The 24,234-nt window shown below is 63.2% G+C and carries 18 protein-coding genes and 1 pseudogene; 6 read left to right on the top strand and 13 right to left on the bottom strand.

Annotation, left to right across the window (positions count from 1 at the left end; genetic code table 11):
- Positions 1-470: 470 nt before the first annotated feature.
- Genes aepX through PQQ96_RS09395 form a run of 3 tightly spaced genes read left to right on the top strand, consistent with a single transcriptional unit; the run spans position 471 to position 4,434 of the window.
- Positions 471-2,192, top strand: a complete 1,722-nt coding sequence (gene aepX, locus PQQ96_RS09385) for a phosphoenolpyruvate mutase (RefSeq protein ID WP_408291061.1) — start codon at positions 471-473, stop codon at positions 2,190-2,192.
- Positions 2,189-3,355: a phosphonopyruvate decarboxylase gene (gene aepY / locus PQQ96_RS09390; protein WP_408291063.1), complete on the top strand. Its 1,167-nt coding sequence runs from the start codon at positions 2,189-2,191 to the stop codon at positions 3,353-3,355. Before aepX ends, aepY begins: the two co-directional genes overlap by 4 nt.
- An 11-nt stretch (positions 3,356-3,366) precedes the next feature.
- Positions 3,367-4,434: a 2-aminoethylphosphonate aminotransferase gene (locus tag PQQ96_RS09395; protein WP_408291065.1), complete on the top strand. Its 1,068-nt coding sequence runs from the start codon at positions 3,367-3,369 to the stop codon at positions 4,432-4,434.
- A gap of 66 nt (positions 4,435-4,500) precedes the next feature.
- Here the strand turns inward: PQQ96_RS09395 and PQQ96_RS09400 are convergent, their stop codons facing one another.
- The 4 genes from PQQ96_RS09400 to PQQ96_RS09415 form a co-directional block, all read right to left on the bottom strand.
- The gene (locus PQQ96_RS09400) at positions 4,501-4,641 is read right to left on the bottom strand and encodes a hypothetical protein (protein WP_165924003.1); all 141 of its coding nucleotides are present in this window, start codon (positions 4,639-4,641) and stop codon (positions 4,501-4,503) included.
- Positions 4,642-4,807: 166 nt separating this feature from the next.
- Complete coding sequence (locus PQQ96_RS09405; protein WP_408291067.1) at positions 4,808-5,512, bottom strand: PIG-L family deacetylase; 705 nt, start codon at positions 5,510-5,512, stop codon at positions 4,808-4,810.
- Positions 5,513-5,848: 336 nt separating this feature from the next.
- Positions 5,849-7,405, bottom strand: a complete 1,557-nt coding sequence (locus tag PQQ96_RS09410) for a UdgX family uracil-DNA binding protein (RefSeq protein WP_408291069.1) — start codon at positions 7,403-7,405, stop codon at positions 5,849-5,851.
- A 152-nt stretch (positions 7,406-7,557) separates the two neighbouring features.
- The gene (locus tag PQQ96_RS09415; protein ID WP_408291071.1) at positions 7,558-8,145 is read right to left on the bottom strand and encodes a nucleotidyltransferase family protein; all 588 of its coding nucleotides are present in this window, start codon (positions 8,143-8,145) and stop codon (positions 7,558-7,560) included.
- 150 nt (positions 8,146-8,295) lie between these two features.
- Between PQQ96_RS09415 and PQQ96_RS09420 the strand changes: the two genes are divergently transcribed.
- Complete coding sequence (locus PQQ96_RS09420; protein ID WP_408291073.1) at positions 8,296-8,865, top strand: cysteine hydrolase family protein; 570 nt, start codon at positions 8,296-8,298, stop codon at positions 8,863-8,865.
- 58 nt (positions 8,866-8,923) lie between these two features.
- On the opposite strand, the gene PQQ96_RS09425 is transcribed toward PQQ96_RS09420, so the two are convergent.
- The 7 genes and pseudogenes from PQQ96_RS09425 to PQQ96_RS09455 form a co-directional block, all read right to left on the bottom strand.
- Positions 8,924-11,146: a xanthine dehydrogenase family protein molybdopterin-binding subunit gene (locus PQQ96_RS09425; RefSeq protein ID WP_408291074.1), complete on the bottom strand. Its 2,223-nt coding sequence runs from the start codon at positions 11,144-11,146 to the stop codon at positions 8,924-8,926.
- A complete protein-coding gene (locus PQQ96_RS09430) occupies positions 11,143-12,144 on the bottom strand; it encodes an FAD binding domain-containing protein (RefSeq protein ID WP_408291075.1) in 1,002 nt (333 codons plus the stop codon). The genes PQQ96_RS09425 and PQQ96_RS09430 overlap by 4 nt, the downstream gene beginning before the upstream one ends.
- Positions 12,145-12,157: 13 nt before the next feature.
- A complete protein-coding gene (locus PQQ96_RS09435) occupies positions 12,158-12,901 on the bottom strand; it encodes a 2Fe-2S iron-sulfur cluster-binding protein (RefSeq protein ID WP_408291077.1) in 744 nt (247 codons plus the stop codon).
- Between the two features lie 390 nt (positions 12,902-13,291).
- Positions 13,292-13,975, bottom strand: a complete 684-nt coding sequence (locus PQQ96_RS09440) for a Fe2+-dependent dioxygenase (RefSeq protein ID WP_408291079.1) — start codon at positions 13,973-13,975, stop codon at positions 13,292-13,294.
- Positions 13,976-14,142: 167 nt separating this feature from the next.
- Positions 14,143-14,868, bottom strand: a pseudogene (locus tag PQQ96_RS09445) (tetratricopeptide repeat protein); the annotation flags it as partial.
- Positions 14,869-14,878: 10 nt separating this feature from the next.
- The gene (locus PQQ96_RS09450; protein ID WP_408291081.1) at positions 14,879-17,128 is read right to left on the bottom strand and encodes a TonB-dependent receptor; all 2,250 of its coding nucleotides are present in this window, start codon (positions 17,126-17,128) and stop codon (positions 14,879-14,881) included.
- 327 nt (positions 17,129-17,455) lie between these two features.
- On the bottom strand, positions 17,456-18,367 hold the full coding sequence (locus tag PQQ96_RS09455) for a LysR family transcriptional regulator (protein ID WP_408291083.1): 912 nt from the start codon (positions 18,365-18,367) through the stop codon (positions 17,456-17,458).
- Between the two features lie 89 nt (positions 18,368-18,456).
- On the opposite strand from PQQ96_RS09455, the gene PQQ96_RS09460 reads away from it, so the two are divergent.
- Complete coding sequence (locus PQQ96_RS09460; protein WP_408291085.1) at positions 18,457-19,545, top strand: zinc-binding dehydrogenase; 1,089 nt, start codon at positions 18,457-18,459, stop codon at positions 19,543-19,545.
- A gap of 22 nt (positions 19,546-19,567) precedes the next feature.
- Here PQQ96_RS09460 and PQQ96_RS09465 read toward each other — a convergent pair whose 3' ends face one another.
- Both PQQ96_RS09465 and PQQ96_RS09470 read right to left on the bottom strand, forming a co-directional pair.
- Complete coding sequence (locus tag PQQ96_RS09465; protein ID WP_408291086.1) at positions 19,568-21,031, bottom strand: amino acid permease; 1,464 nt, start codon at positions 21,029-21,031, stop codon at positions 19,568-19,570.
- A 238-nt stretch (positions 21,032-21,269) separates the two neighbouring features.
- Positions 21,270-22,562, bottom strand: a complete 1,293-nt coding sequence (locus PQQ96_RS09470) for an aspartate carbamoyltransferase (protein ID WP_074288187.1) — start codon at positions 22,560-22,562, stop codon at positions 21,270-21,272.
- A gap of 407 nt (positions 22,563-22,969) precedes the next feature.
- On the opposite strand from PQQ96_RS09470, the gene dapA reads away from it, so the two are divergent.
- Positions 22,970-23,890 carry a 4-hydroxy-tetrahydrodipicolinate synthase gene (gene dapA, locus PQQ96_RS09475; RefSeq protein ID WP_408291088.1) on the top strand — a complete coding sequence of 307 codons (921 nt, stop codon included), beginning with the start codon at positions 22,970-22,972 and terminating at the stop codon, positions 23,888-23,890.
- The last annotated feature ends 344 nt before the right edge of the window (positions 23,891-24,234 follow it).

Raw genomic sequence — 24,234 nt, forward strand, 5'->3', positions numbered from 1 at the left:
TAAGTTGAGAGCGTTGGGGCAACACTAATAATCCAATATCAATTCAAGGAGAGGCCAAAAAGCCAGATCAAGGAAAGGCCAACACCGCGGGTAAGAAGGCGCAGAGTAAGCGCTAATAAACCAATAAGAAAATTAATACATAAATCGAATAAATACAGGAAACAAAAACACAAAAAACAGAAATGAGAAAGAAGAAACAGCAAACAAAAAACCCTCACAAATCCAAGCCCCGCAGGGCGCCAATTGCGCGCAGCAATCACACTTCTCCACATAACGCCAAAAAAATCCAACCCCAAACCGCACTGCATAAAATGCAAAAAACAACACATTTCACCACTTAACAACAACATCAAAAAAGCCAATCCCCACTCAGACGCCCAATAAAATCTATTTCAGCTATAGTCGCCATTTTCCAGCCGCCCGCCGGGCAAAAAAGAGCCCTAATAAGCCCGCCACCAGGAGTCAGTAAAATGAACGCCCGCGAACCCGCTTTCATCTCCGCTTCGCGCAGCGCACGCCTGCGCCAGATGCTCGTCAGCAACGAACTCGAATTCATGATGGAGGCCCACAACGGTCTCTCCGCCCGTATCGTCCGCGAAGCCGGCTTCAAGGCGATCTGGGGTTCGGGTCTCGCCATCTCCGCCCAATTCGGCGTGCGCGACAACAACGAAGCCAGCTGGACGCAAGTCGTCGACAACCTCGAATTCATGGCCGACGCCAGCGATCTGCCCATCCTCCTCGATGGCGATACCGGCTACGGTAACTTCAACAACGTGCGCCGCCTCGTGCGCAAACTCGAACAACGCGGCATCGCCGGCGTCTGTATCGAAGACAAGCAATTCCCGAAAACGAACAGCTTCATCAACGGCGAAGCCCAGCCGCTCGCCGATATGGACGAGTTCTGCGGCAAAATCAAAGCCGGTAAAGACTCGCAGTCGGATGAAAATTTCTCGATCGTCGCCCGCGTCGAAGCACTCATCGCCGGCTGGGGGATGGACGAAGCCCTGCGCCGCGCGGAAGCCTATCGGCAAGCCGGTGCGGACGCGATCCTGATTCACAGCAAGCTCTCGCGCCCCGACGAAATCCTCGAATTCGCGCGCGAATGGGCCGGCCGCGGGCCGCTCGTCATCGTGCCGACCAAGTACTACAGCACGCCCACCGAAGTGTTCCGCGAGGCCGGCATCAGCACGGTCATCTGGGCGAATCATCTGGTCCGCGCAGCAACCTCGGCCATGCAGGCCGTCGCCAAGGAAATTCACTCGAGCGAAACGCTCGTGAACGTCGAAGACAGCATCGCCGCAGTCAACGAAATCTTCCGTCTGCAAGACGCCGACGAATACTCGGAAGCTGAAGATCGCTATCTGTCGAGCGGTCGTGCAGCCGGCGCGGCCGTCGTGCTCGCGGCCAGCCGCGGCAAGGGGCTCGAAGCGGTCACCGAAGATCGTCCGAAAGTCATGCTGCCGATCGCAGGCAAGCCGCTCCTGCGCTGGCTCGTCGATGCGTTCAAGAAGCAGAGCGTCAACGACATCACCGTGGTCGGCGGTTATCGCGCCGATGCAATCGATGCGGCCGGGATCAAGCTGGTCGTCAACGAACGTCACGCGCAAACCGGCGAACTGGCGTCGCTGGCCTGTGCCGTCGACAAGCTCGCGGGCGACACGGTCATCTCGTACGGTGATCTGCTGTTCCGCAGCTACATCCTGCGCGATCTGGTCGAGAGCGAAGCCGCGTTCAGCGTGGTGGTGGATTCGTCGTTGACCGATACGGAAAACGCCAGCGTGCGCGACTTCGCGTGGTGCTCGGCGGGCGACGATCGTGGTCTGTTCGGCAACAAGGTCACGCTGCGTCACGTGTCGAGCGGGCAGGAGGCAACGTCCGCCATCGCTTCGCAAACACCGCATGGTCGCTGGGTCGGTCTGCTGAATGTGCGCGGCGAGGGCCTTGAACGTCTGCAAGCGGTCCTCGCCACGTTGCAAGCGCGCCCGGATTTCGATTCGCTCGATATGCCCGCGCTGCTGAATGCGCTGATCGAAGCGGGTGAAGCGATCGAAGTGCAATACGTGCACGGCCACTGGCGCGGTGTGAACGATCTGGAAGACTTCCGTCGTGCCGGCGATTTCGCGCATGCGCAAGCGCCGTTCGCGGCAGCGGCCGGCAACCAGACGGGCGCTGCCAGCGGAGCCGCGCAATGATTGAGGCAGCCCAATTCGTCGAGGCGGCGCGCGAACGTGGCTTCGACTGGTATGCCGGCGTGCCGTGCTCGTATCTGACGCCGTTCATCAACTATGTGTTGCAGGACGAATCGCTGCATTACGTCTCGGCGGCCAATGAAGGCGATGCGGTCGCGTTGATCGCGGGCGTCACGCTCGGCGCACAGAACGGCCGGCGCGGCATCACGATGATGCAGAACTCCGGTCTCGGCAATGCGGTGAGCCCGTTGACCTCGCTCACATGGACCTTCCGTCTGCCGCAATTGCTGATCGTGACGTGGCGTGGGCAACCCGGTGTTGCGGACGAACCGCAGCACGCGTTGATGGGCCCGGTCACGCCCGCGATGCTCGATACGATGGAAATTCCGTGGGAGACCTTCCCGACGGAAGCCGACGCGATCGGCCCGGCGCTGGATCGCGCCATCGCTCACATGGATGAAACCGGCCGTCCGTATGCGCTCGTGATGCAAAAGGGCAGCGTGGCGCCGTACGAGTTGAAAGAGGGGCCGGCAGGCGCGCGTCGTGTGCCGGTGGCGCCGCGTTCGCAATTCAGGAACGCCGCAGCGAATGAGTTGGCATCACGTCACGACGCGTTGCAGAACGTCATCGCGCACACACCGCTCGAATCGACGGTGGTGCTTGCGTCGACCGGATTTTGCGGCCGCGAACTCTATGCAATCGACGACCGTCCGAACCAGTTGTACATGGTCGGCTCGATGGGTTGCGTGACGCCGTTCGCGTTGGGGCTTGCCTTGGCGCGTCCCGATCTGCACGTGGTCGCGCTCGACGGCGACGGCGCCGCGCTGATGCGCATGGGCGCATTCGCGACGCTCGGCGCGTACGGTCCGTCGAATCTCACGCATGTGCTGCTCGATAACGGCGCACATGACTCGACCGGCGGTCAGGCGACCGTGTCGTCGCAGGTGTCGTTTGCGGGTGTCGCCGCGGCTTGCGGTTATGCGTCGGCGCTTGAAAGCGACGACATCGGCGTGATTGACGAGCTGTTCGAAACAGCGCCGTCACCCCATGGTCCGCGCTTCGCGCGACTGGCGATTCGCCGCGGCACGCCCGATGGCCTGCCGCGTCCCACTATCACCCCGCCCGATGTGAAAACGCGCCTGATGCGCCACATCGGCGCCGCTTAAGGAGTGTACTGATGCTGCTGCTCAATCCCGGCCCGGTGACGCTCACCGAACGCGTCCGCAACAGCCTGTTGCAAACGGATCTGTGCCACCGCGAAAGCGAGTTTTTCGATTTGCAGGAAGAGGCGCGTACGCGTCTGGTCGATCTTTACGGCCTCGACGCCAGCGAATGGCAAGCAGTTTTGATGACCGGTTCGGGCACGGCTGCGGTTGAAAGCATGACCGCCGCGCTGGTGCCGCAAAACGGCAAGCTGCTGGTCGTGGAAAACGGTGTGTACGGTGAGCGTATTTCGCAGATCGCCACGCAATACGGCATCGCGCACGAGTCGCTGAAGCACGACTGGATGCATGCGCCGGATCTCGCGAAGATCACCGAACGCCTCGACGCGGACAAAGCGTTCACTCACGTCGCCGTGATTCATCACGAAACGACGACGGGGCGCCTGAACGATCTGCAGGCGCTTGGCGCGCTGTGCCGCGAACGCGGCCTGCGCCTGCTGGTGGATGGTGTCAGCAGCTTCGGCGCGGAAGCGATCGATTTCGCCGACGCCAGTCTCGATGCCGTCGCGGCGACCGCGAACAAGTGTCTGCATGGCGTGCCGGGCGCGTCGTTCGTGCTGGTGCGGCGCGCGGCGCTTGCGCAGGCGGCGAGCCGCACGTATTACCTGGACCTCGGGCGCCTCGCGCGTTTGCAGGATCAGCGCAATACGCCGTTCACGCCGTCTGTCCATGCGTACTACGCGCTGGTCGAAGCGCTGCGCGAACTCGCCGACGAAGGCGGCTGGCAAGCGCGCCACGCGCGTTATGCAGCGCTCGCCGAGCAGGCTCGCGCGGGTCTGGCTGAGCGGGGCATTGGCAGTGTGTTGCCGCCGGAGCAATCGTCGGTGGTGCTGCGCGCGTATCGCTTGCCGGACGGCGTAGCGTATCCGCAACTGCACGACGCGCTGAAGGCGCGCGGTTTCGTCATTTATGCGGGTCAGGGCGGCTTGTCGGCCGAACTGTTCCGTATCTCGACGATGGGCAACATCCACGCCGCCGACATCGACCGTCTCCTGCAAGGCTTTACCGAGCTGACACGCTAAAGCGCGCGCTCATTCAGACGCTCACTTAGACGCTCACGCACGCGTCCGGTGACAACCGCACGGGCGTCACACCGGGTCTTTGTCCGGCGGCCCATCGGGCCGCTGCGGCTCCTCGGTGTGATGACCGGGCGACGGCGGCACTAGCGGGTCGGCTTCCGGGTCCCGGTTCGGATCGGCGTTCGGGTCGGGAATCGGGCTGGTATGCATGTCGTAGCTCATTGCATCACCTCTTTGAGTCAGGAATAGGGCTCAAAAGCGGGCTAAAAAGCGGGCCTGAAAAGTGGGTCGAGGCGCGGGCGGTACGCCCGGTCGAATGGGCATCAACGCCGTCCGTTTCCTTCTAGCGTAGACGATCCAGCACGCGGCGCGACCCTTACTTCTTCGCGCGGCGGCCCACGCTCAATTGCCAGTAACGTTCGGCAGCGAAAACATCGTCGTAATCGCCGGCGCCGAACGCGCGTAACTGGCTTTCGTAGGCGTTGACTGCTTCGCGTTTGAGTTGCGTGCGACGCTGGAGATCAATCACATGGCCTATGCTCGGATAGGCCGGCGTCGCGACGATGCCACGCTGCGCGAGGTCGGCGAGCCGTGCTTCTACGACACCCGGCATGCGGCGGTGAATCGCGTCCTCATAAGCGAACCACGTGAGATGCGACAGGCGCGGCAGGATTTCGCAGCAGGCTTCGAACACGCGTACGTGATCTTCGTGATGCAATCCGAGCGGCATCAGCAGTGTGTTCGCGGTTGTGCGGTAGATGGTCTCTTCGAGTTCCGCCGCCAATCTGCTGATCGACGGCGAGTCCAGGTATTGGTCGTCGCGAAACGGCATGCGCAGTGGAATTGCGTCGAGCACCTCGAGCGCGAGGTTGTCTTCGCGCGTGCGGGCGTGGATGGCCTGATGGGCGCTCGTGAAACCCGACTTTTTATCCCACTCGGTATGCATCTCCTGCTCAGGCGGCGCGGCAAATACCGTGCAGACCGCGGCGTCAGGATGGGCGGCGAGTAATGCGCCGCAACTGAAGACGGCGTCGTCGAAATGGGGCGAGACGATGAAAAGGCGTGGGCTGGTTTCGCTCATGGGACGTGGGGTGGTGTCGAGACGCTCGGGGCCGCCTTCGAAGCTTCAATATCGCGCGAGACAACCTTGCTGGATTGGCGGCGTCACATCAGCTTAGGCGGAATTGGCGCGGCTTGTGTAACCGTTTTGATCGACGCAAACCGCATGCCTGGGTGGGCTGATGCTGCCGTGGCTTCCCGCAGAAGCTCACCGTGACGCATTGGGCATATCCCGAACCTTCTCACCTTTGGCCGGCGTGCTGTCGGGGGTGCATCGCGCTCTCCTCACCGCTCGGGTATGAGCGGTGAGCCTGATTAATCGCTCACCTGTGAGCAGTGACGTTTTTACTCCTGCTGGCTACGTGCCGCCGGCCGCCAGCGCCGCCGCGCGACTGAACGCCGTCGTCATGGTCGACACGATGTCGTCGCGCAACCTGGCGTCGGCCGTACTTAGCGCATACGACGGATGCCAGGCCGGCACGATCAGGCGCCCGTCGTGGGCGATGGTTTGACCGAGGTATTCCGACAGATTGACGTGCGCGCCGACCAGCGCTTTCAGCGCGGTTGCGCCCAGTGTGACGACCACGCGTGGCGCAATGTGAGCCAGTTCTTTCTCCAGCCAGTACTGGCAAGCCTCGACTTCGCGCCGCACGGGCGTGCGGTGCACGCGCTGCTGGTCGAGGGTTTCCCATTTGTAATGCTTGACGGCATAAGTCAGATAAAGCGTCTCCCGCTTCAGACCGGCGCGCGTAAGTATGGCGTCCAGCAGTTGGCCGGCAGGGCCGGTGAAGGGTTCGCCGTGCTGGTTCTCGTACTCGCCCGGCTGTTCGCCGACCACCATGATCGCCGCATGGGCGGACCCGGCGCCCGCAACCGCCTGTTTCGCGTTGCGCCATAACGCGCAGCGCCGGCAGGTGGCGAGCGGGCCGGTGGGTTCCTGCAAGGGCGGTGTCATTGCCGAATATTCGACTGGCGGCGTGGGCGGGACGGTGACGGCGGCACTTTGCGCGCCGAGACGGCTGCGCTCACGTGCGAGCCGCGCGGGTAACGGTGGACCCGCGGGCGGCATTCTCCAGTAGCGCAACGGCACGGGCGACGGCTCGCCATTGAAAGCGCTGGCGTAATACGCGAGCCAAAGCGCTTCGGTGGACGTGCTGGTGATCGCTTCGCCGGTCATGGCGCTTTCCGGTAAATCGTGCGCGACTTGCTCGTCTTCCTCGGTTGCCGGCCGACCGATGCGCAGCAGCATGCCGTTCCAGAATGCCGCGCCGTACGGCGTGGCCAGCATCCAGGTGGAATCGCCCATGCGAGAGGCGAAGCGCGCGGCGGTGCGCTCCAGCAGGTCATGATGCGGTTCGTACCAGCCGACGAATTCCGGCCAACCCATCGACGGATCACGCCGCCTGAACAGCGTGAGTGTCAGCAGATCCTCAGTTTCGTGCTCGACCGCCTGGAAGCGTTGATCGAGCAACGCGCCGTCGGGGTCGTTCAGATCGAGGGCGTGGCGTTCGCCGTGGGTCCAGCGCCACAGGATGCGGTATAGCAGCGCCCAGCGATCCGGCGCGCGAAAGCAGGCAGCCGATTTCAGCCGGAAGAGGAGTTCACGGGGAATCGCGGGCGCGGCGAGGGCGGCAGTGGCGCCTATCTCGGGGGCACTTGCAGGCGCGGAATCGGACTCGCTATCGGACGCGCCTCGCGCAGCCACGCTAGAAATGCCCGCAGTGCCTGATGCTGTCGAAAACCGCGCATCTTGCCCGACGGCCGCACCGGTGTCGTTGCCATCGCAGACTGACGCTGCGTCATCACCCCCGGACTCAACCCACTCGATCTGCGACGGCTCGACACCCTGCCGCAGCATCGCCCGTGCGGCGCGCCGCCAGACGGCGAAAGACGGTTCGATTGGAATGCGTTTCATGCTGACGCGCTGTGGATGCGCGCAGCGTCATGTTGTCATGCGCCAATCCAAGCGTTCAAAATACTGTATGGATATACAGTATGCGCCCAAACGCCGGCCTGGATCAACCCCGCCGGCTCGCAGACTGCGCCGACGGCGCAGTCGCGCTAAAGCTACACATTGCGCAGATCCTCCGGCGTATCCACGTCGCGCAGTATTCCGGGGTCGTCGACGTCCAGCCGCATCACCCGCTGCGACATCAACAGCGCGCGCGCGCCGGTGTCGCCGTCGAGGGTCATCAGTGCGTCCCGATGCTCGATGCCGAAGCCGACCGGATGGCCGCGCTGCCCTTGGTAAAACGGCGCGACGATCGACGCGCCGCCGTCGAGCGCGCGCGCCACCGCTTCGATCGTCGTGGTGGCGATGCGCGGCATGTCGGCGAGCGCGACGATCCAGCCTTCAGCGTCTTCGCTGGCTTCGATGCCGGCGGCGAGGCTGGCGCCCATGCCCCGTTCGGCGGCCGGGGCGAACATGACTTCACAACCGGCGTCGTTCAGGAGGCGCGCAAGGGCGTCCGAGCCGGGCCGCACCACGGCCAGCAAATGCGAGACGACCCTCAGCAACCGGTGCGCGGCTTCGTGCGCGACCGGCGTGCCGTCGGGCATGCGCGCCAGGAGTTTGTTGTGCACGCCGTCCGGGTCGAAGCGTGAGCCAAAGCCGGCGGCGAGCAACACGCCAGTGGCGAGCGAGGCGTAGGCCATGGGCGGGCACCGGTAGAAAGAATGAGACCGATTGTGCGATGCAACGCACCAGCAGGCAAGCGGCAATGCATCAGCCGACGTGTGCCGTCATGGGCGGCCGTGCCCGTACAATGAGTCGCTTACCTCACATCAAAGCGGATCTTCATCGCCATGAAGCGCCTCGACGACAATGCCGCGCTGATCCTGATCGACCTGCAAAAGGGCATTCAGTTTCCAAAGCTTGGTCGCCGCAACAATCCTGACGCCGAACACCATCTCGCGGGCTTGCTCGCCCATTGGCGCGACACCGCACGGCCTGTCGCACACGTGCGCCACATTTCGCGTGATCCGGACTCGGTATTCTGGCCGGGGCAAAGCGGCGTCGAGTTTCAGGCGGCGTTCGAGCCGCACGATAGTGAGCATGTCGTCGAAAAGAATGTGCCGGATGCGTTCATCGCGAGCGGACTCGAACGCTGGTTGCGCACACGGCAGATCGATCAAGTGGTGATCGCGGGCGTGATTACGAACAACTCGGTCGAAGCCACCGCGCGTACGGCCGGTAACCTTGGCTTCACCACCCTGGTGGCGAGCGACGCAGCCTTCACGTTCGACATGCGCGATCTGAACGGCCGCGTGTGGGCGGCCGAGGATATTCACGCGCTGTCGCTCGCGAACCTCGCGATGGATTATGCGGAGATCGCGACCACCGCCGAGATCGTCGGCCGCGCGTCGCGCGCTTAGCGCCCTCGGCGGACCCACGCATCAAGTACGACCGCATGCGTGGGGCGCCGAACGCGCATCACACCTGCATCACCCCCATCACCTTATCGAGCGTCACCGGCAGATCGCGCACGCGCACGCCAGTCGCGTGATACACCGCATTCGCAATCGCCGCCGGCACGCCCGTGATGCCGATCTCGCCGATGCCGCGCACGCCGAGCGAGTTGATGTAGGGATCAGGCTTATCGATGAACGTAATGTCGAGCGAACCGATGTCGGCATTCACCGGCACGTGATATTCGGCGAGATTCGCGTTGGTGAAGCGCCCATAGCGGGTATCGAGCGAGGTCTCTTCCTGCAACGCCGCCCCCACACCCCACACGATGCCGCCCATCAACTGGCTGCGCGCCGTTTTCTCGTTCAGCACGCGCCCCACGTCATACACACCGACTACGCGCGGCACGCGAATCGTGCCGAGGTCGGCATCGACATGGACTTCGACAAACACCGCACCGAACGAATGAAGCGAATACTTCTGCCGCTCGTCGCCGGGTTTGACCGTCGCGGTGGCTTCGATCGGTTTGCCACCTGAACGCGCGATGATTGCCGCGGCCGGATCGCGCTTCGCCGGTTGCGAGCGGCTGATGACCCAGCCGTTTTCCACCGTGATGTCGTCGAGCGCGATGCCGTGCACCGGCGAGGCCTCGTCGGCGAGCGCCAACGCGATCAACTGGCTGCGCACCTGGGTCGCGGCATCGCGCACGGCCGGCGAGACGCTCGCCGCCGATTGCGAGCCGCCCGACCCCGGGGCTTTCGGCAGCGAAGAATCGCCCAGCGCGAAGTGGATGTTTTCCGGCGCGAAGCCGAGTGCATCGGCGGCAACCTGGGTCATCACTGTATAGGTGCCGGTGCCAAGATCCTGGGTGCCGGAGGCGACCATGGCGCTGCCGTCCGGCAGAATCCGCGCGATGGCCGAGGCTTCGTTGCGGTTGGCCGGGTAGGTGGCCGTGGCCATGCCCATGCCGATCAGCGTGGTGCCGTTGCGCATGGAGCGCGGCGCGCTCGACCGACGCGACCAGCCGAATTTCTCCGCGCCGATCTGATAGCACTCGCGCAAGGACTTGCTCGACCACGGCCTGTTTTCCTGCGGATCGGCATCGGCGTAATTCTTCAGACGCAGCGCGAGCGGGTCCATTTTCAACGCCGCCGCGAGTTCGTCCATTGCCGATTCGAGCGCGAACGAGCCGGTTGTTTCGCCGGGCGCGCGCATGAAGGTCGGTGTGCCGAGATTCATCGGCACGATCCGGTGCGTCGTGATCTGGTTCGGCACGGTGTACAACATGCGCGTGACCATGCAGCAGGTCTCGGTCCAGTCTTCGAACATCGACGTATTCGACGTACTGTCGTGACGCATCGCGGTCAACGTGCCGTCGTGCCGCGCGGCAAGCGTGAAATGTTGCTCAGTATGCGGACGCGCGCCGACGGGCCCGAACATCTGTGGTCGTTCGAGCACGAGGCGCACCGGACGCCCGGTCTGTTTCGCGGCCATCGCGCAGAGCGACACGTGTGACCACGACGATCCCTTACAACCGAAGCCGCCGCCGATAAACGGCGAAATCACGCGTACGTCGCCAGGTGCCATGCCGAAGGTTTTGGCGACCGCCTGAGCCGCACCGCTAACGCCTTGCGTCGAGTCGTAGAGCGTGAGTTGCGGGCCGTCCCAGCGCGCCATTGTGGCGTGCGGCTCCATCGGGTTGTGATGCTCGATCGGTGTCGTGTAAACGGCGTCGACGTGGACCGTGCCGCTGCGCATGCCGTCCTCGAAGCTGCCGCGTTGCGTGTCGGTTGTGCGGCCCTGCGGCTTGTCAGGCGCATGGCCGTTCGGCTTCGCCTGGGCGAAATCGAGTGTCGCGGCGCTGCTCTGGTAGGTGATGCGCAACTGACGCGCGGCATCGGTGGCATGTTCGAGTGTATCGGCGACCACCACCGCGACCGGCTCGTTGTTGTATTGAATGTGATTGTCCTGCAGCAGCGACAGATGCCTGCCGGCCGGCGGCGTCAACGCAGGCCTGCCTCCGTTCGGCAGGCGCGGCGCGTTCTGATATGTCATCACCAGTAGCACGCCTGGCAAGGCCTGCGCGCGGCTTGCATCGATCGACGTAATCGTGCCGCGCGCAATCGTGCTGGTGACGAGCACCGCATGCGCGAGCCGTGCCTCGGGGAACTCGGCAGCGTAGCGCGCTTCGCCGGTGACTTTCAGCAGACCGTCGATGCGGTCCATGGGTTGACCGATCAGGTTCACGCGACACCTCCAGTGCGGCCTGCGGCCTGGTTCACTGCGCGCACGATCGCGCGTTGCGCGAGTTGCACCTTGAAACGATTGTCGTGCAGCGGTCTGGCATCGCGTAACGCGGCGGCCGCGGCATTGTGCAGCGTCGCTTGCATGAGTGGCTGGCCGTTGAGCATCTGCTCGGCGGCGTTCGCCCGCCACGGTTTGTGCGCGACGCCACCTAACGCGATGCGCGCGGTTTTCACGTGGTTGCCGTCCATCTGCAATGCGGCGGCCACTGAAACCAGCGCAAATGCGTAACTGGCGCGGTCACGCACTTTCAGGTAGTGGGAGTGTGCGCTGAACAAAGGTGGCGGCAGATCGACGGCCGTAATTAACTCACCCGCCTGCAATGTCGTATCGACATCGGGCCGCTCGCCGGGAAGCCGATGAAAGTCAGCAAACGGAATCGCCCGCTCGCCCGCGGGGCCCGTGACGCGCACGACGGCGTCGAGCGCTGCGAGCGCCACGCTCATGTCCGACGGGTTCACCGCGATGCATTGCGGACTCGCACCGAAAATCGCTTGCGTGCGGTTGTGGCCTTCAAGCGCCGCGCAGCCGCTGCCTGGCGTGCGCTTGTTGCACTGCGTGAAGGCGGGATCGTAGAAGTAGCCGCAGCGGGTGCGCTGCATCAGATTGCCGCCCACGGTGGCCATATTGCGCAGTTGCGGCGAGGCGCCGGCCAACAGGGCTTGCGACAGCAATGGGTATTGTTCGCGCACGAGCGCGTGATTGGCCGCATCGCTATTTCGCACCAGGGCGCCGATGCGGAGGCCGCCATCCGGCAACGTGGTGACCGTATCGAGTCCGCTGATGTGCGTGATGTCGATGAGCCGCATCGGCCGCGCCACGCCGCCTTTCATCAGGTCGAGCAGGTTAGTGCCGCCGCCGATGAACACCGCACCCGGTTGCTGCACCGCGCGCACGGCGCCGGCGACATCGCCGGCGCGTTCGTAATAGATCGCATCCATGCTGGTCGCTCCGTCAGGCGTTGCCGCTGCTATCGCTGCCGTTGCGGCTGGCGCTATTCTGCCCACCGCCTTCATGCACGTCGCGCACCGCCGCGACGATGTTCGCGTACGCGCCGCAGCGGCAGATATTGCCGCTCATGCGTTCGCGGATTTCGTCGTCGGAAAGTTGCGGCGGAGGGCTGCGGACATCGGCGGTCACGGTGCTGGCCGTGCCGTTACGGAATTCGTTGAGCAGGGCAGTCGCGGAACACAACTGCCCGGGCGTACAGTAGCCGCACTGGAACGCATCGTGTTCGATGAAGGCCCGTTGCATCGGACTCAGCACGTCGTTGCTGGCGAGTCCTTCAACTGTCGTGATGTGGCTGCCTTCATGCATCACGGCAAGCGTCAGGCAGGAATTGATGCGGCGGCCGTCGACCATCACCGTGCAGGCGCCGCATTGTCCGCGGTCGCAGCCCTTCTTCGTGCCCATCAGGCCCGCGTATTCGCGCAACGCATCGAGCAAGGTCACGCGTGGTTCGAGTTGCAGCGTGTAAGCGCGGCCGTTGACGGTTAGTGTGACCGGGCGCGGCGGCACCGGTGCATGTACTTCGGCGGGCGGCGGTGCGGCCGGGGTTTGTGCTTGTGCGCGCAGATGCGGCGCCGCGCCGACGGCGGCGGCAGCCGCAGCCGATTGCAGAAAGCGGCGGCGCGACGGTTGGGGTGGGGCGGCGTCGGGTTCGTCGCCCGAATCGTGAGGTTTGTTTCTCATGGACATGACGGTCTGCTGGCTCCATTGAAAGGTCAATGCAGGCTGGCGACGCGTGGGTATTCGACGTACGGATACCCGACATGCGGGTATCCGACATGCGGGTTCCCGATGCGTCGACATCCGAAGCGGCTCGGTCTAATTCATCACTCAGCAATTTCGGTGCCGTTGCGAATGCAACAGTGGGTCGACGCGGCGCAACTGGGTCCGCCGTGAGCCGGTAGTGAGTCACGATAAATCGGATCGAATCGTGGACAGCGCAACCAAAAATTCAGCCGCACGCATCAACTACTAACGTTGCGCTTAACGAACGGGAAAGTAAATACGCGCAAGCGCCTTCTTTCTGGATACAAAAAGAAAGACAGTTTTGCGTGGGACGAGGAGTCCGCTCAACCAGGCTCAGGCGTCGGCCCAGCGGCGCAGCAGATTGTGATAAATGCCGGTGAGGCTGACCACGGTTGCATCGTTCGAACCTTTTTCGGCAGCCAAACGTTGCACGTCGTTGTCGAGTTGAAACAGCATGGCGCGTTCGCCGTCGTCGCGCACCATGCTCTGAATCCAGAAGAACGACGCGACCCGCACGCCACGCGTTACCGGGCTCACGTGATGCAGGCTCGAAGCAGGGTAGAGCACCATGTCGCCGGCCGGCAACTTCGAGCGATGCACGCCATAGGTGTCTTCGATGCAGAGTTCGCCGCCGTCGTAGGACTCCGGCTCAGCGAGAAAGAGCGTGGCCGACAGATCGCTGCGGATGCGGAAGTCGGTGCCGCGCAACTGGCGAATCGCATTGTCCACATGCGTGCCGAAACCATCGCCGCCTGCGTAGCGGTTAAAGAGCGGCGGAAAGACTTTCAGCGGCAATGCCGCGGAAAAGAAGCGAGGATTGCGGCCGAGCGCATCCTGAATCGCATCGCCCACCGCACGCGCCGCGGGGGATCCTTCTTGCAATTGCTGGTTGCGCTTGGCCCGCGCCGACTGTTCGCCGGAAGTCGTATTGCCGTCGATCCATGGCGCCGCGTCGAGGACTTCGCGGCATTGCGCGACCTGTTGTTTGCTGAGTACACCTTGCAGATGCAGCATCATGCGCGCGACTCCTGCGCGTGGAGTATCCGCGCGCTTGCCGCCGTGCTTGGGTCCATGCGCGGACCCGCGCTTCCATTCGTGTCAGGGTCCATGCCCGGCCCTGCGCTTCCATTCGTACCCGTATCCGCGCTCAATTTCGCCGCTATGTGCGCACGTATGTCCGCATTCAGGTGTTCAGCCAGCGCACGAAATGCGCTAACCGGCGAAGCGGCCAGCCACGCCTGCATCTTCGCGACGAACGCTGTTGTTGCCGAATGCGGCACACGTTGCAACCACTCAAGCGCGGCGTCGATCTCGCCGCGCGCGGCCAATAGCCGTGCATAGTTGAACTGGCCGCGAAAATCGCCGCCTTCCGCAGCGCGCCGGTAATAGTCGAGCGCGATGTTTGCGTCCGCATCGACTTCCCAGCCGTCCTCGTAAAAGCTGCCGACAAAATTAATCGACTTCACGTGACCCATGTCGGCGGCGCGCCGGAACCATTGCAGCGCCTGCGCACGATCGCATTCCACGCCATTGCCGAGCGCCAATGCCGAGGCATAGTTATACATGCCCCAGTCGAGTCCCGTCTGCGCGGCAAGCCGGTACCAGTAGACCGCTACCGGCGCGCACGCGGTGGTTCCCCAACCGTGTTCGTAGCACCGGCCCAGCATGTTCATCGCCATCGGATGATCCTGCCGGGCCGCATGCTTGAACCACGTCAACGCTTCTTCGGCATTGCGCGCTACGCCGTGACCGTCGAGCAGGTACTGGCCGTACACCGCCTGCGCTTCGACGATGCCGTTGTGCGCGGCTGCCGCCACCCATGCGGCGGCTTTAGCGGGTGGCCCGGCGAGAATCGCGGCGAGTTCGTCGTGTGAGACGCTCGCCAGCGCCTTCAGCGTCACCTGTTCCATCATGCCGTGCTTAGTAGTGCGCGTTGAGCGTCAGGAAGGCGGAGCGGCCCGCCGCGATCGACGCGTAGTGCGCCGGATAGGCCTGGTCGTAATACGTCCGGTTGAAGATGTTCTGCACATTCAGTTGCAGGTCGACCTTCTTGTTGATCCGGTACGCCGCCATGCCGTCGAAGCGCCAGTACGACGGCACCGCGCGCAGGTTCGCCGTGTCGCCGTACACCTGCGACATGTAGAACGCGCCGCCGCCAATCGTGAACTTCGGCAGGACGTCGTAGTTGGTCCACAGGCTGATGCTGTTCTTCGGCGTGTTCGGGAACTGGTGACCGTTATCCGACGTGGTCTTGCCGTTGTCGCGCAACTGGCTCTTCATGTACGTGTAGCCGCCGAACACCTGCCACTTGTTCGTCAATTGCCCGGCCACGCCGAATTCGAAACCTTGCACGCGCTTGTTGCCGACCATCGCGTATTCGTTGTTCGGCAGCGTGACGCGTGCGTTGGTTGTGTCGATCTGGAACAGCGCGCCCGTCAGCGAAAGCTGGTTGTTCAGCACATTCCACTTGGTGCCGAGTTCGATGCTGCGGTTCTTTTCCGGGGCGAGTTGATCCGCGTTCGCACCGACACCGCCACGGCCCGGTGTCAGCGATTGCGTTTCGCTGCCCTGGCCGAGCATGGCGCCGGCCGGCGTCGACGAGGTCGCGATCGACGCATACACACTGCCGTTCGAAGCCGGCTTGAAAACGAGCCCGAACTGGTAGTTGAACAGCGTGTCGTCGCGCGAGACGTGCTTGCCGCCGTTGGCAACCGTGTTGCGGAAATCAGTCGAGTAATCGTCGACGCGCAAGCCGACGTTGGCCTGCCAGCGCTTCGTGAGTTCGATCGTATCGAACGCATACAGCGATTTGGTGACGGTGCGCTGCTCGTTCGGATCGTTCGTTTGCTTGACCGACCCGGCCCATGGGTCGTTCGGATTCGGCGACCACAGGCTCGTGCAGTTATAGCCCGAGGCCGCGCCGATGCCCTTGGTTTTGCAGATCGCGCCGGTGGCTGCAGCCACGGTGTACGAATCGTTCACGCTGGTTTCGCGCGACAGTTCGAGGCCGGTGGTGAAGCTGTGTTTCAGGAACCCGGTCTTGAACTCGCCGAACAGTTCGGTCTGGTTCGCGAGGCTGTAGACGTCACTGGCACGCGTATTCGCACGGCGCCACACCATGCCGTTGACGACGTTGCCCTGGCTGTCGTCCGGTTGCGTCCAGATGTAGTCCTGGGTGGACTTCGTATAACGCGTGGTGTTGCGGATCGTCAGGTTGCTGTTGATGTCGTGCTCGATGCGCACGGTGCCGACGTCCGAGGTCGTCTTGCGGAAATCGCGGTCGATCAGGCCGTAAAAGTTGTGGCGGTCCACATTGGCCGGATAGATCGTGTCGACGTTGGCCGGCTTGTTGGTGGTCGTGTAGAAGTAGGGAATACCGCTGTCGGGCAGGTCGTCGGTCGAGAGATGGTAGTAGCTCGCCGTGACGCGAGTCGGCGTGCCGAGACCGTAGGTGAACGACGGCGCGATGCCCCAGCGCTCGTTGTTGACCGCGTCGCGACCGGGCACGTCGTTGTTGTGGCTCATCACATTCAGGCGGAAAGCGGCGTGGTCAGCCATTTGCCAGTTGCCGTCGGCGGTGAAGCGGCGATAACGGTCGGTGCCGAGACCCGCGCTACCGTCGGCGGAATTGCCCAGATGCGGGGTCTTGGTGATCAGGTTGATGCTGCCGCCCGCGCCGCCGCGGCCGCCGTAGGCGCCGTCCGAGCCCTTGGTGACTTCGACGCTTTCGATATTGAACACTTCACGGGTGGTCGCGCCGATGTCGCGCATGCCGTCGACGAAGGTGCTGCCCTGGGCGTCGTAGCCGCGAATGAACGGCCGGTCGCCGAGGGGATTACCGCCTTCGCCGGCACCGAAGGTGATCCCCGGCACCGTGCGCAGCGCTTCCGTCAGCGTCGAGGCGCCCGTGCTCCTGATCAACTCCTGCGCAATCACAGTCACGGACTTCGGCGTATCGACCAGCGGTGCGGTGAATTTGACCGAGGCTGAGTGGTCGGTCTTGAAGCCGTCGTCCGCCTGGCCTTGTACGGCGATCGGCGCGAGCTGGCTTTCCTTGTTGGGCGGCGCCGTGTCGGCCGTGCCCTGTGCGAGGGCGGGGCCGGCCGCCAGCATGCTGCACAACGTCGTGCTGATTTTGCCGAGCTTCGGTTCGTCGGACCGCAACTTCATTTTTATCCCCGTCCTTGAGTGCTGGTGACCGGGCGGGCAACGCATTCCTTACCCGGACATTCCATGTTTATTACAAAGTGTTTTCGGCGTGCATTCTATGCAATCTGACTGTAATTGAGAAGCGTTCGCATCAAAAATCTCGGAATGTGACATTTCGATGAAGGTGTCGTTGAGTTTTGTTGGCGTCTGAATCGACGAAGATGGACTGGGTAAGGGTGGAGTTGGCGACTTCTGAAGGTGTGGAGGTGACTGTGTGTTTGTTGCTCGACTGGTTTTTGTAGCGCGTAATTCGCCATTTCCGATCGAAGGGCGGGCCCGCCCCATTTCTTACTGTGCCGCCAACTCGGCCAGCGTCTCCCGCAGCCACACGAGTGCCGGATCGGCCTGGTTGCGCGGATGCCATCCCGCGTACAGCGTGAAGCCGCGCGCGTCGAACGGCAGCGCAAAGATATCGAGCTGATCGACGTAACGTGCCGCGAAGCGCGACGGCAGTGTCGACACATAGTCGGTTTTCGACAGCAACTCCGGCACCAGGGTGAAGTGCTGGACCGATAGCGCGACGCGCCGCTCGCGGCCGAGCTCGTCGAGATGCTCGTCCATGAAGCCGTGAAAGCTGCCGCCGCTGGTCGACACCAGGACGTGATCGAGCGCGCAGTAGCCGTCGAGGTCGAGTGGCGCCATGCCGCGCGGATGGCCCTTGCGCTGCACGAACACGAAGTGCTCGTCATAGAGCTTGCGGGCTTTCATCGACGGCGGAATCATCCGGTCGGAACCCAGCAGCAGGTCGATCTCGCCGCTTTCGAGCCGCGAGGCGGCGGTGGGCTGGTCGCCGATCACGAAAGCCACGCGCACACCCGGCCCCGCAGAAGTCGGCAAGCGCTCCATCAGGCGCATGCCGAGCACGACCGTGGCGTTGTCGTGCGCGGCGATCACGAAGCGCCGCGCGTCGGTCAGTGGATCGAAGGCAGGCTGGTGGCGCACCACCGCTTCGAGATTCTTCAACGCTGCATGCAGCGGCGCCATCAACTCCAGCGCCCGGGCCGTGCGCGTCATGCCGCGGCCGGTTTCGGCGGGCAGCAGCAGTGGATCGCCGAAGATTTGCCGCAAGCGCGCGAGTTGCGTGGAAACAGCGGGTTGCGTGAGATGCAATCGCCCGGCCGCACGCGTGACGTTCGACTCGGCGAGCAGTGCGTCGAGCGAAACCAGCAGATTCAGGTCGATGCCGCGGAGATCAATCATGTTGATGGGTCACATACGAGTAATTGATTTCTAGAATACGTGCCGCGTTCCTATAGTTCAACCACCGAAACGAACTGAGGAGTATCAACATGAAAGCCTGGATGCTCGATGAACCCGGCCAGCCGCTGGCCTTGCGCGACGTGACCCAACCGCAGCCGCGCCGGAACGCCGTGCTGGTACGGATGGAGGCGGTGCCGTTGTTGAGTTACACGCGTGACTATGTCGAAGGGAAGTTGCGGTATGCCTGCCCGCCGGGACCGTTTTCGCCAGGTACCAATGGGGTTGGCCGGATTGTCGCGGTCGGCGAGGGCGTGGTGGCGTTTCGCGCCGGTCAACGGGTCGCCGTGAATCCGTACTGGATTGCCGACGAAACGGTGCGTGAGCCAGCGCAAGCGTTGCTTGGGCTGACCGCCATCAGTGCCGACAGCGGTGCGCTGCTGGCTGAGTTTCCGCATGGCACATTGCGCGAAATGGCCGAATTCCCGGCCTCGACACTGATTGCGCTGGACGGTCTGGAGGACGTCGATGCCGCCCGGCTCGCGGTGCTGGGCAAATTCTCGGTGCCGTTCGGTGGTTTGCGACGCGGTCGTCTGTCAGCGGGCGAAACGGTGGTCGTCAATGGCGCGAGCGGTTACTTCGGCTCGGCAGCAGTGATCGCAGCGCTGGCGCTCGGCGCGAGCAGGGTTGTCGCGCTTGGCCGGCGCCCGGAACCGCTGCAAGCGCTGGTCGAGCAAGGCCGTGGGCGGGTGGTGCCGGTCGTGTTGACGGGCGACGTCGCGCAAGACACAGCGGCGATTCGTGCCGCAAGCGGTGGCGGCGTGGACCTCGGGTTCGACATGGTCGGCCACGCCACCGACGCGAACGCGACGCTGGCCGCATTGCGCAGCCTGCGCCGAGGCGGGCGGCTCGTGCTGATGGGCAGCATGCAAGTGGACTTGCCGATTACGTACCAGGAGATGTTGCTGAACAACTGGGAATTGATCGGCCACTTCATGTACACGCGCGCTGACTATCTCGCGCTGGTTTCGATGGTGGCATCGGGGCAGATCGCGCTCGATGCCGTCGAGTTGAAGTCGTATCCATTTGCTGAACTGGAGGCGGCAATCAACGCGGCCGGCCGCATGTCGGGTCTGCAATGCACGGTCGTGGAGGGCAAGTCGCCGCAAGCATGGGGCTGAGCACGACCGCGCGATGAGGGTGTCAGTCGGGCGCGCGCTCCGGATGGCGAAGTCGCGAATGATTGCGACCGTAGATCCCATAGATGATGAGTCCGATCACGAGCCAGACGAAGAGCCGTAACCACGTGATGAGCGGCAGCCCGACCATCAGCAGCAGGCAAAACAGAATCCCGAGGATCGGGATGACCGGCACGCCCGGCGCGCGGAACGGCCTCGAGGCGTCCGCGTCGCTGCGGCGTAGATAGATCACGGCGCCGCAGACGAGCACGAAGGCGAACAGGGTGCCAATGCTGACCATCTCGCCTAACACGTTGATCGGTGTGAACGCTGCCACAACCGCGACGATGGCGCCGATCATCATCTGGCTCAGATGGGGCGTTTGCAGACGCGGGTGGACGCGCGCGAACAGGTGCGGCAGGAGGCCGTCCTGTGACATCGTGAAGAAGATGCGGCTCTGGCCATACAGCAGCACGAGTATCACGGTCGTCAAGCCGGTCAGCGCGCCGATCTTGATGAGCACGGAAAACCAGGTGACGCCGATCACATCGACGCCTTTCGCGATCGGATCCGGGACGTTGAGCTCGGCATAGGGAACGAGTCCGGTCAGCACGCCCGCGACTGCAATGTAGAGCACCGTGCAGATCACCAGCGAACCAAGAATGCCGATCGGCATGTCGACTTGCGGCTTGCGTGCCTCCTGGGCCGCGGTGGATACCGCATCGAAGCCAATGAAAGCGAAGAACACGACGGCCGATCCGCGCAGAATACCGCTCGCGCCGAAATTGCCGAATTGGCCGGTATTCTGCGGAATGAACGGATGCCAGTTAGCCGGATGGACAAAGAAGGCGCCGATCACGATGAATGCCAGCACCACGGTCAGTTTGATCGCCACCATGATGTTATTGAGCCGTGCCGACTCCTTGGTGCCGAGCACGAGCAGGGTGGTCAGCACGGCGATAATGAAGACCGCCGGCAAATTGACGATACCGGCCACGGTGCTGCCGTCGGCGAGCGTGACCGTGGTGCCGGGCGCCGCCGCCAGGGTGGGCGGAATGCTGATCCCGATGTTGTGCAACAGGCTCACGATGTAGCCAGACCAGCCGACCGCAACGGTCGCCGCACCCATCGCATACTCGAGGATCAAATCCCAGCCGATGATCCATGCGAATACTTCGCCGAGCGTGGCATAGGTGTAGGTATAACTGCTGCCGCAGACCGGCAGCATGGCAGCCAGTTCGGAGTAGCAAAGTCCGACAAAGGCGCAGGCAATCCCGCCGAGGATAAACGAAAGAATGATGCCCGGCCCCGCAAATTGGGCTGCGGCCGTGCCCGTCAGAACAAAGATGCCGGCGCCGATGATCGCGCCGATACCCATCGCCGTAATGCTGAGCGCGCCCAGTGACTTCGACAGATGGCGTTCACCGCCCTCAGCGCTTGCGACAATATCCGCGACGGATTTGCGCGCCATGTAACTCGTGTCGGCCATGATGAGTCGTCCAGTTCGTATGTTGGTGAATCCGGAATCGAATTGATTCGTGACGCACTGCAATAAGCGACTGCTTTTAAGGCGACTGACACTGTTGATGTTGCGGTAGAGGAGGGAACTAACGAATTCAGTCTAGTCTGGATTTAATCGGGTGTGGGCTGAAGTTCGGTGCTGCGCTTACCAGAACGGCCTTGCGGGCGAGCCGCAAGGCCGTCTTTTTATGATCGTCGAATCCTGCTCAATCGATGCCGTGAAACACCGCATCGTCCGGCCCAAGATAAGCAGGCGGGCGCCACGCGGCATCGCGCATCGAATGCTGGACCAGCTTTTCCACCCCCAGCAGCACCGCGAAAATCGCCATCCGCACGGGGATGCCGTTATCGGTTTGCCGGAAAATCGCCAGCCGCGGATCGTGATTCAGGTCCACGCTCAGATCGTTCGCGCCCGGCCGGCTGTCACGTGGCAGCGGGTGCATGATCAGCGTATCGGCGCCGCATACGCTGTCCATCAGCGCCTGATTGATCTGGAAATCCGGTGTGTAGCCTTCGAACGATTCGTCGGTGAAGCGCTCTTTCTGGATCCGCGTGGCGTACACGACATCGGCGCCGCGCAGTCCGGCGGTCAGGTCGTGGGTCTGTTCGATCACGTGGTCGTTGCGCGAAATCTGCTCGATGATGTAGCTCGGCATTTCAAGCATGGGCGGCGAGATCAGCGTGAACTTGATGCCGCGATACAGCGCCAGCAGCTTGACCAGCGAATGCACCGTGCGGCCATATTTCAGGTCGCCGACCAGCGCGATATGCGCACCGTCGACGATCTTGCCCAGTCGCGAGAACTCGCGCTGGATCGTGTACAGGTCGAGCAGCGCCTGGCTCGGATGCTCGCCCGGGCCGTCGCCGCCGTTGATCACCGGCACGTTGGTGGCGCGCGCGAATTCGGCCACCGAGCCTTGTTCCGGATGGCGGATCACCAGTGCATCCACATAGCCGCTCATCACGCGGCTGGTGTCGTAGATCGACTCGCCCTTGGCCATCGACGAAAACGTGAAGCCGGTGGTGTCGCACACCGAGCCGCCGAGCCGGCAGAATGCCGCGCCGAAGCTTACTCGGGTCCGTGTGCTGGCCTCGAAAAACAGGTTGCCGAGCACCGCGCCTTCGAGCACGCGGGAGATTTTCCGGCGCCGCGCGATGGGCTGCATGATGTCGGCTACGCGAAACAGCGCCTCGACCGAGTCGCGCGAGAACTGATCGACTGACAGCAACTGGGGCTTGCCTTCGAACAGCATCTGGCTGGCCAGCGACTGTGAGTCTACGCTTTGCGTATACTTTTCGCCCGGTTCGCCGTGCACCACGATTTCCGACACGAAGCGTTCGACGATCTCCGGCATGGCCCGCGATTCCTGCGAATCGTCCGGCAGCAGCCAAGTGTCGAGTGCGCGGCGCGACACGCCGATACGGCTCGCGAACGTTTCGCGGGTCATGTTCAGGCGACGCATTGCATCGCGTAGGAAGGCTTGTTGCGGGACGCTCATACAGGCACCTGTCGGGAATGGGTTGCGCACCGGATATGTACGCGGTGCGTATATTAGTTTCCCTGCCGCAGAAGTCAAGCAATTTTGCGAGTTTGGCAAGCCTGTTTGCAAACCCGCTTTGCAAACTCACGCCGGACGCGGTTACACTGCGTTTCATGCATTCCGGCCAAACGCTCCGACTCCGCCCGTCAACCACCGCACGTCTCGCTTCTGCGAGCGTCGTGGCCGCACGCGCGAATGTTGCGAGCGTTAGCGCCAAAGCCAAAAAACAGCCGCTCATCTGACCGGAGCACGCTGTTCCGTCAGATGCGACGGAACAGCCGGTCAACGCCCGCCTGCGGCATTCTCTGTCTTACCTCCCTCGCACACCTGATCGGAATCGATACGGTCGTCATCGAGGTAAAGACATGTCTATTTTTTCGGGTATCTGGGTTCCGCTCATCACGCCGTTCGCCGATGGCGAAGTGGATCACGCCGCGCTGCGTGCGCTCGTGCGCCGCTCCGCCGACGCGGGCATTGCCGGGCTGGTTGCGCTCGGCACGACCGGCGAGCCGTCCGCGCTTGACGACGCTGAACAGGATGCCGTGCTGGCGACGATTCTCGACGAAGCGCAAGCCGCCGCCCACAGCGCAGACGCACCCGCGCTGCCGGTGCTGGTCGGCGTGTCGGGCAATCACACGGCGAGCATGAAGGCGCGCATCGAGCAACTGAATGCACTGCCGATCGCTGGTGTGCTGATGGCCGCGCCGTACTACATCCGGCCGTCCCAAGCGGGCATCGTCGGGCATTTCACCGCGCTTGCCGATGCGAGCGACAAGCCCGTCGTGCTGTATGACATTCCCTATCGAACCGGCGTGCGGCTCGAACTTGACACCCTGCTGACGCTGGCCGCGCATCCGCGGATTCAGGCGGTGAAGGATTGCGCCGGTTCGCTCGACACCACGCTCGCGCTGATTCGTGACGGCCGCTTGCAGGTGCTGACCGGCGAAGACATCAACATTTTCAACACCTTGTGTCTGGGTGGCAGCGGCGCGATCGTGGCCTCGGCGCATCTGCGGCCGGAACGGTTCGTCGCGCTGTATCGGGCGCTGTCAGCAGGTCGGCTCGACGAAGGACGGCGCATTTTTCACACGCTCGCACCGCTGATCCAGGCGCTGTTCGCCGAACCGAATCCGGCGCCCGTGAAGGCGTTGTTGGCCGCGCAAGGGCTGATACGCAACGAGTTGCGCATGCCGATGACGCGTGCTGGCGATGCGCTGGTCGCGCGACTCAGGGACCTGGAAGGGCTTGATCGGATGGAACCGCACGCGGCGGCGTTACCTGCGTGAGTACGGATGCGCTTAGCCGTGCACATCGTGACACGACGCACACGGCTAGCGCGCTGCGTTCGCAACCGCAACAGGCAGGCAACGTCCGGCACATGCTACCTGGCATCCCGCACCGCCATTTGTATTTGAGATGATGGTTCGCGATGCCAGGCGATAATCGGCGCCCTTTGTTCATTATCGCCACCGGCTTTTTGTCCGGTCGATGCCGCATGCCGTTAGTCTCGTCCGCCGATCTCCTGTTCTTCCTCAGCATGCCCAGGTCGCTGGGTGCATTCAACACGCCGAACCTGCTGGCCGCGTGTTGTGCCGTCCGTGCGCGGCCTTGCACGTGCCGCATGGCACGC

The organism is Paraburkholderia sediminicola, assembly GCF_046027825.1.
Taxonomy (GTDB): domain Bacteria; phylum Pseudomonadota; class Gammaproteobacteria; order Burkholderiales; family Burkholderiaceae; genus Paraburkholderia; species Paraburkholderia sediminicola_D.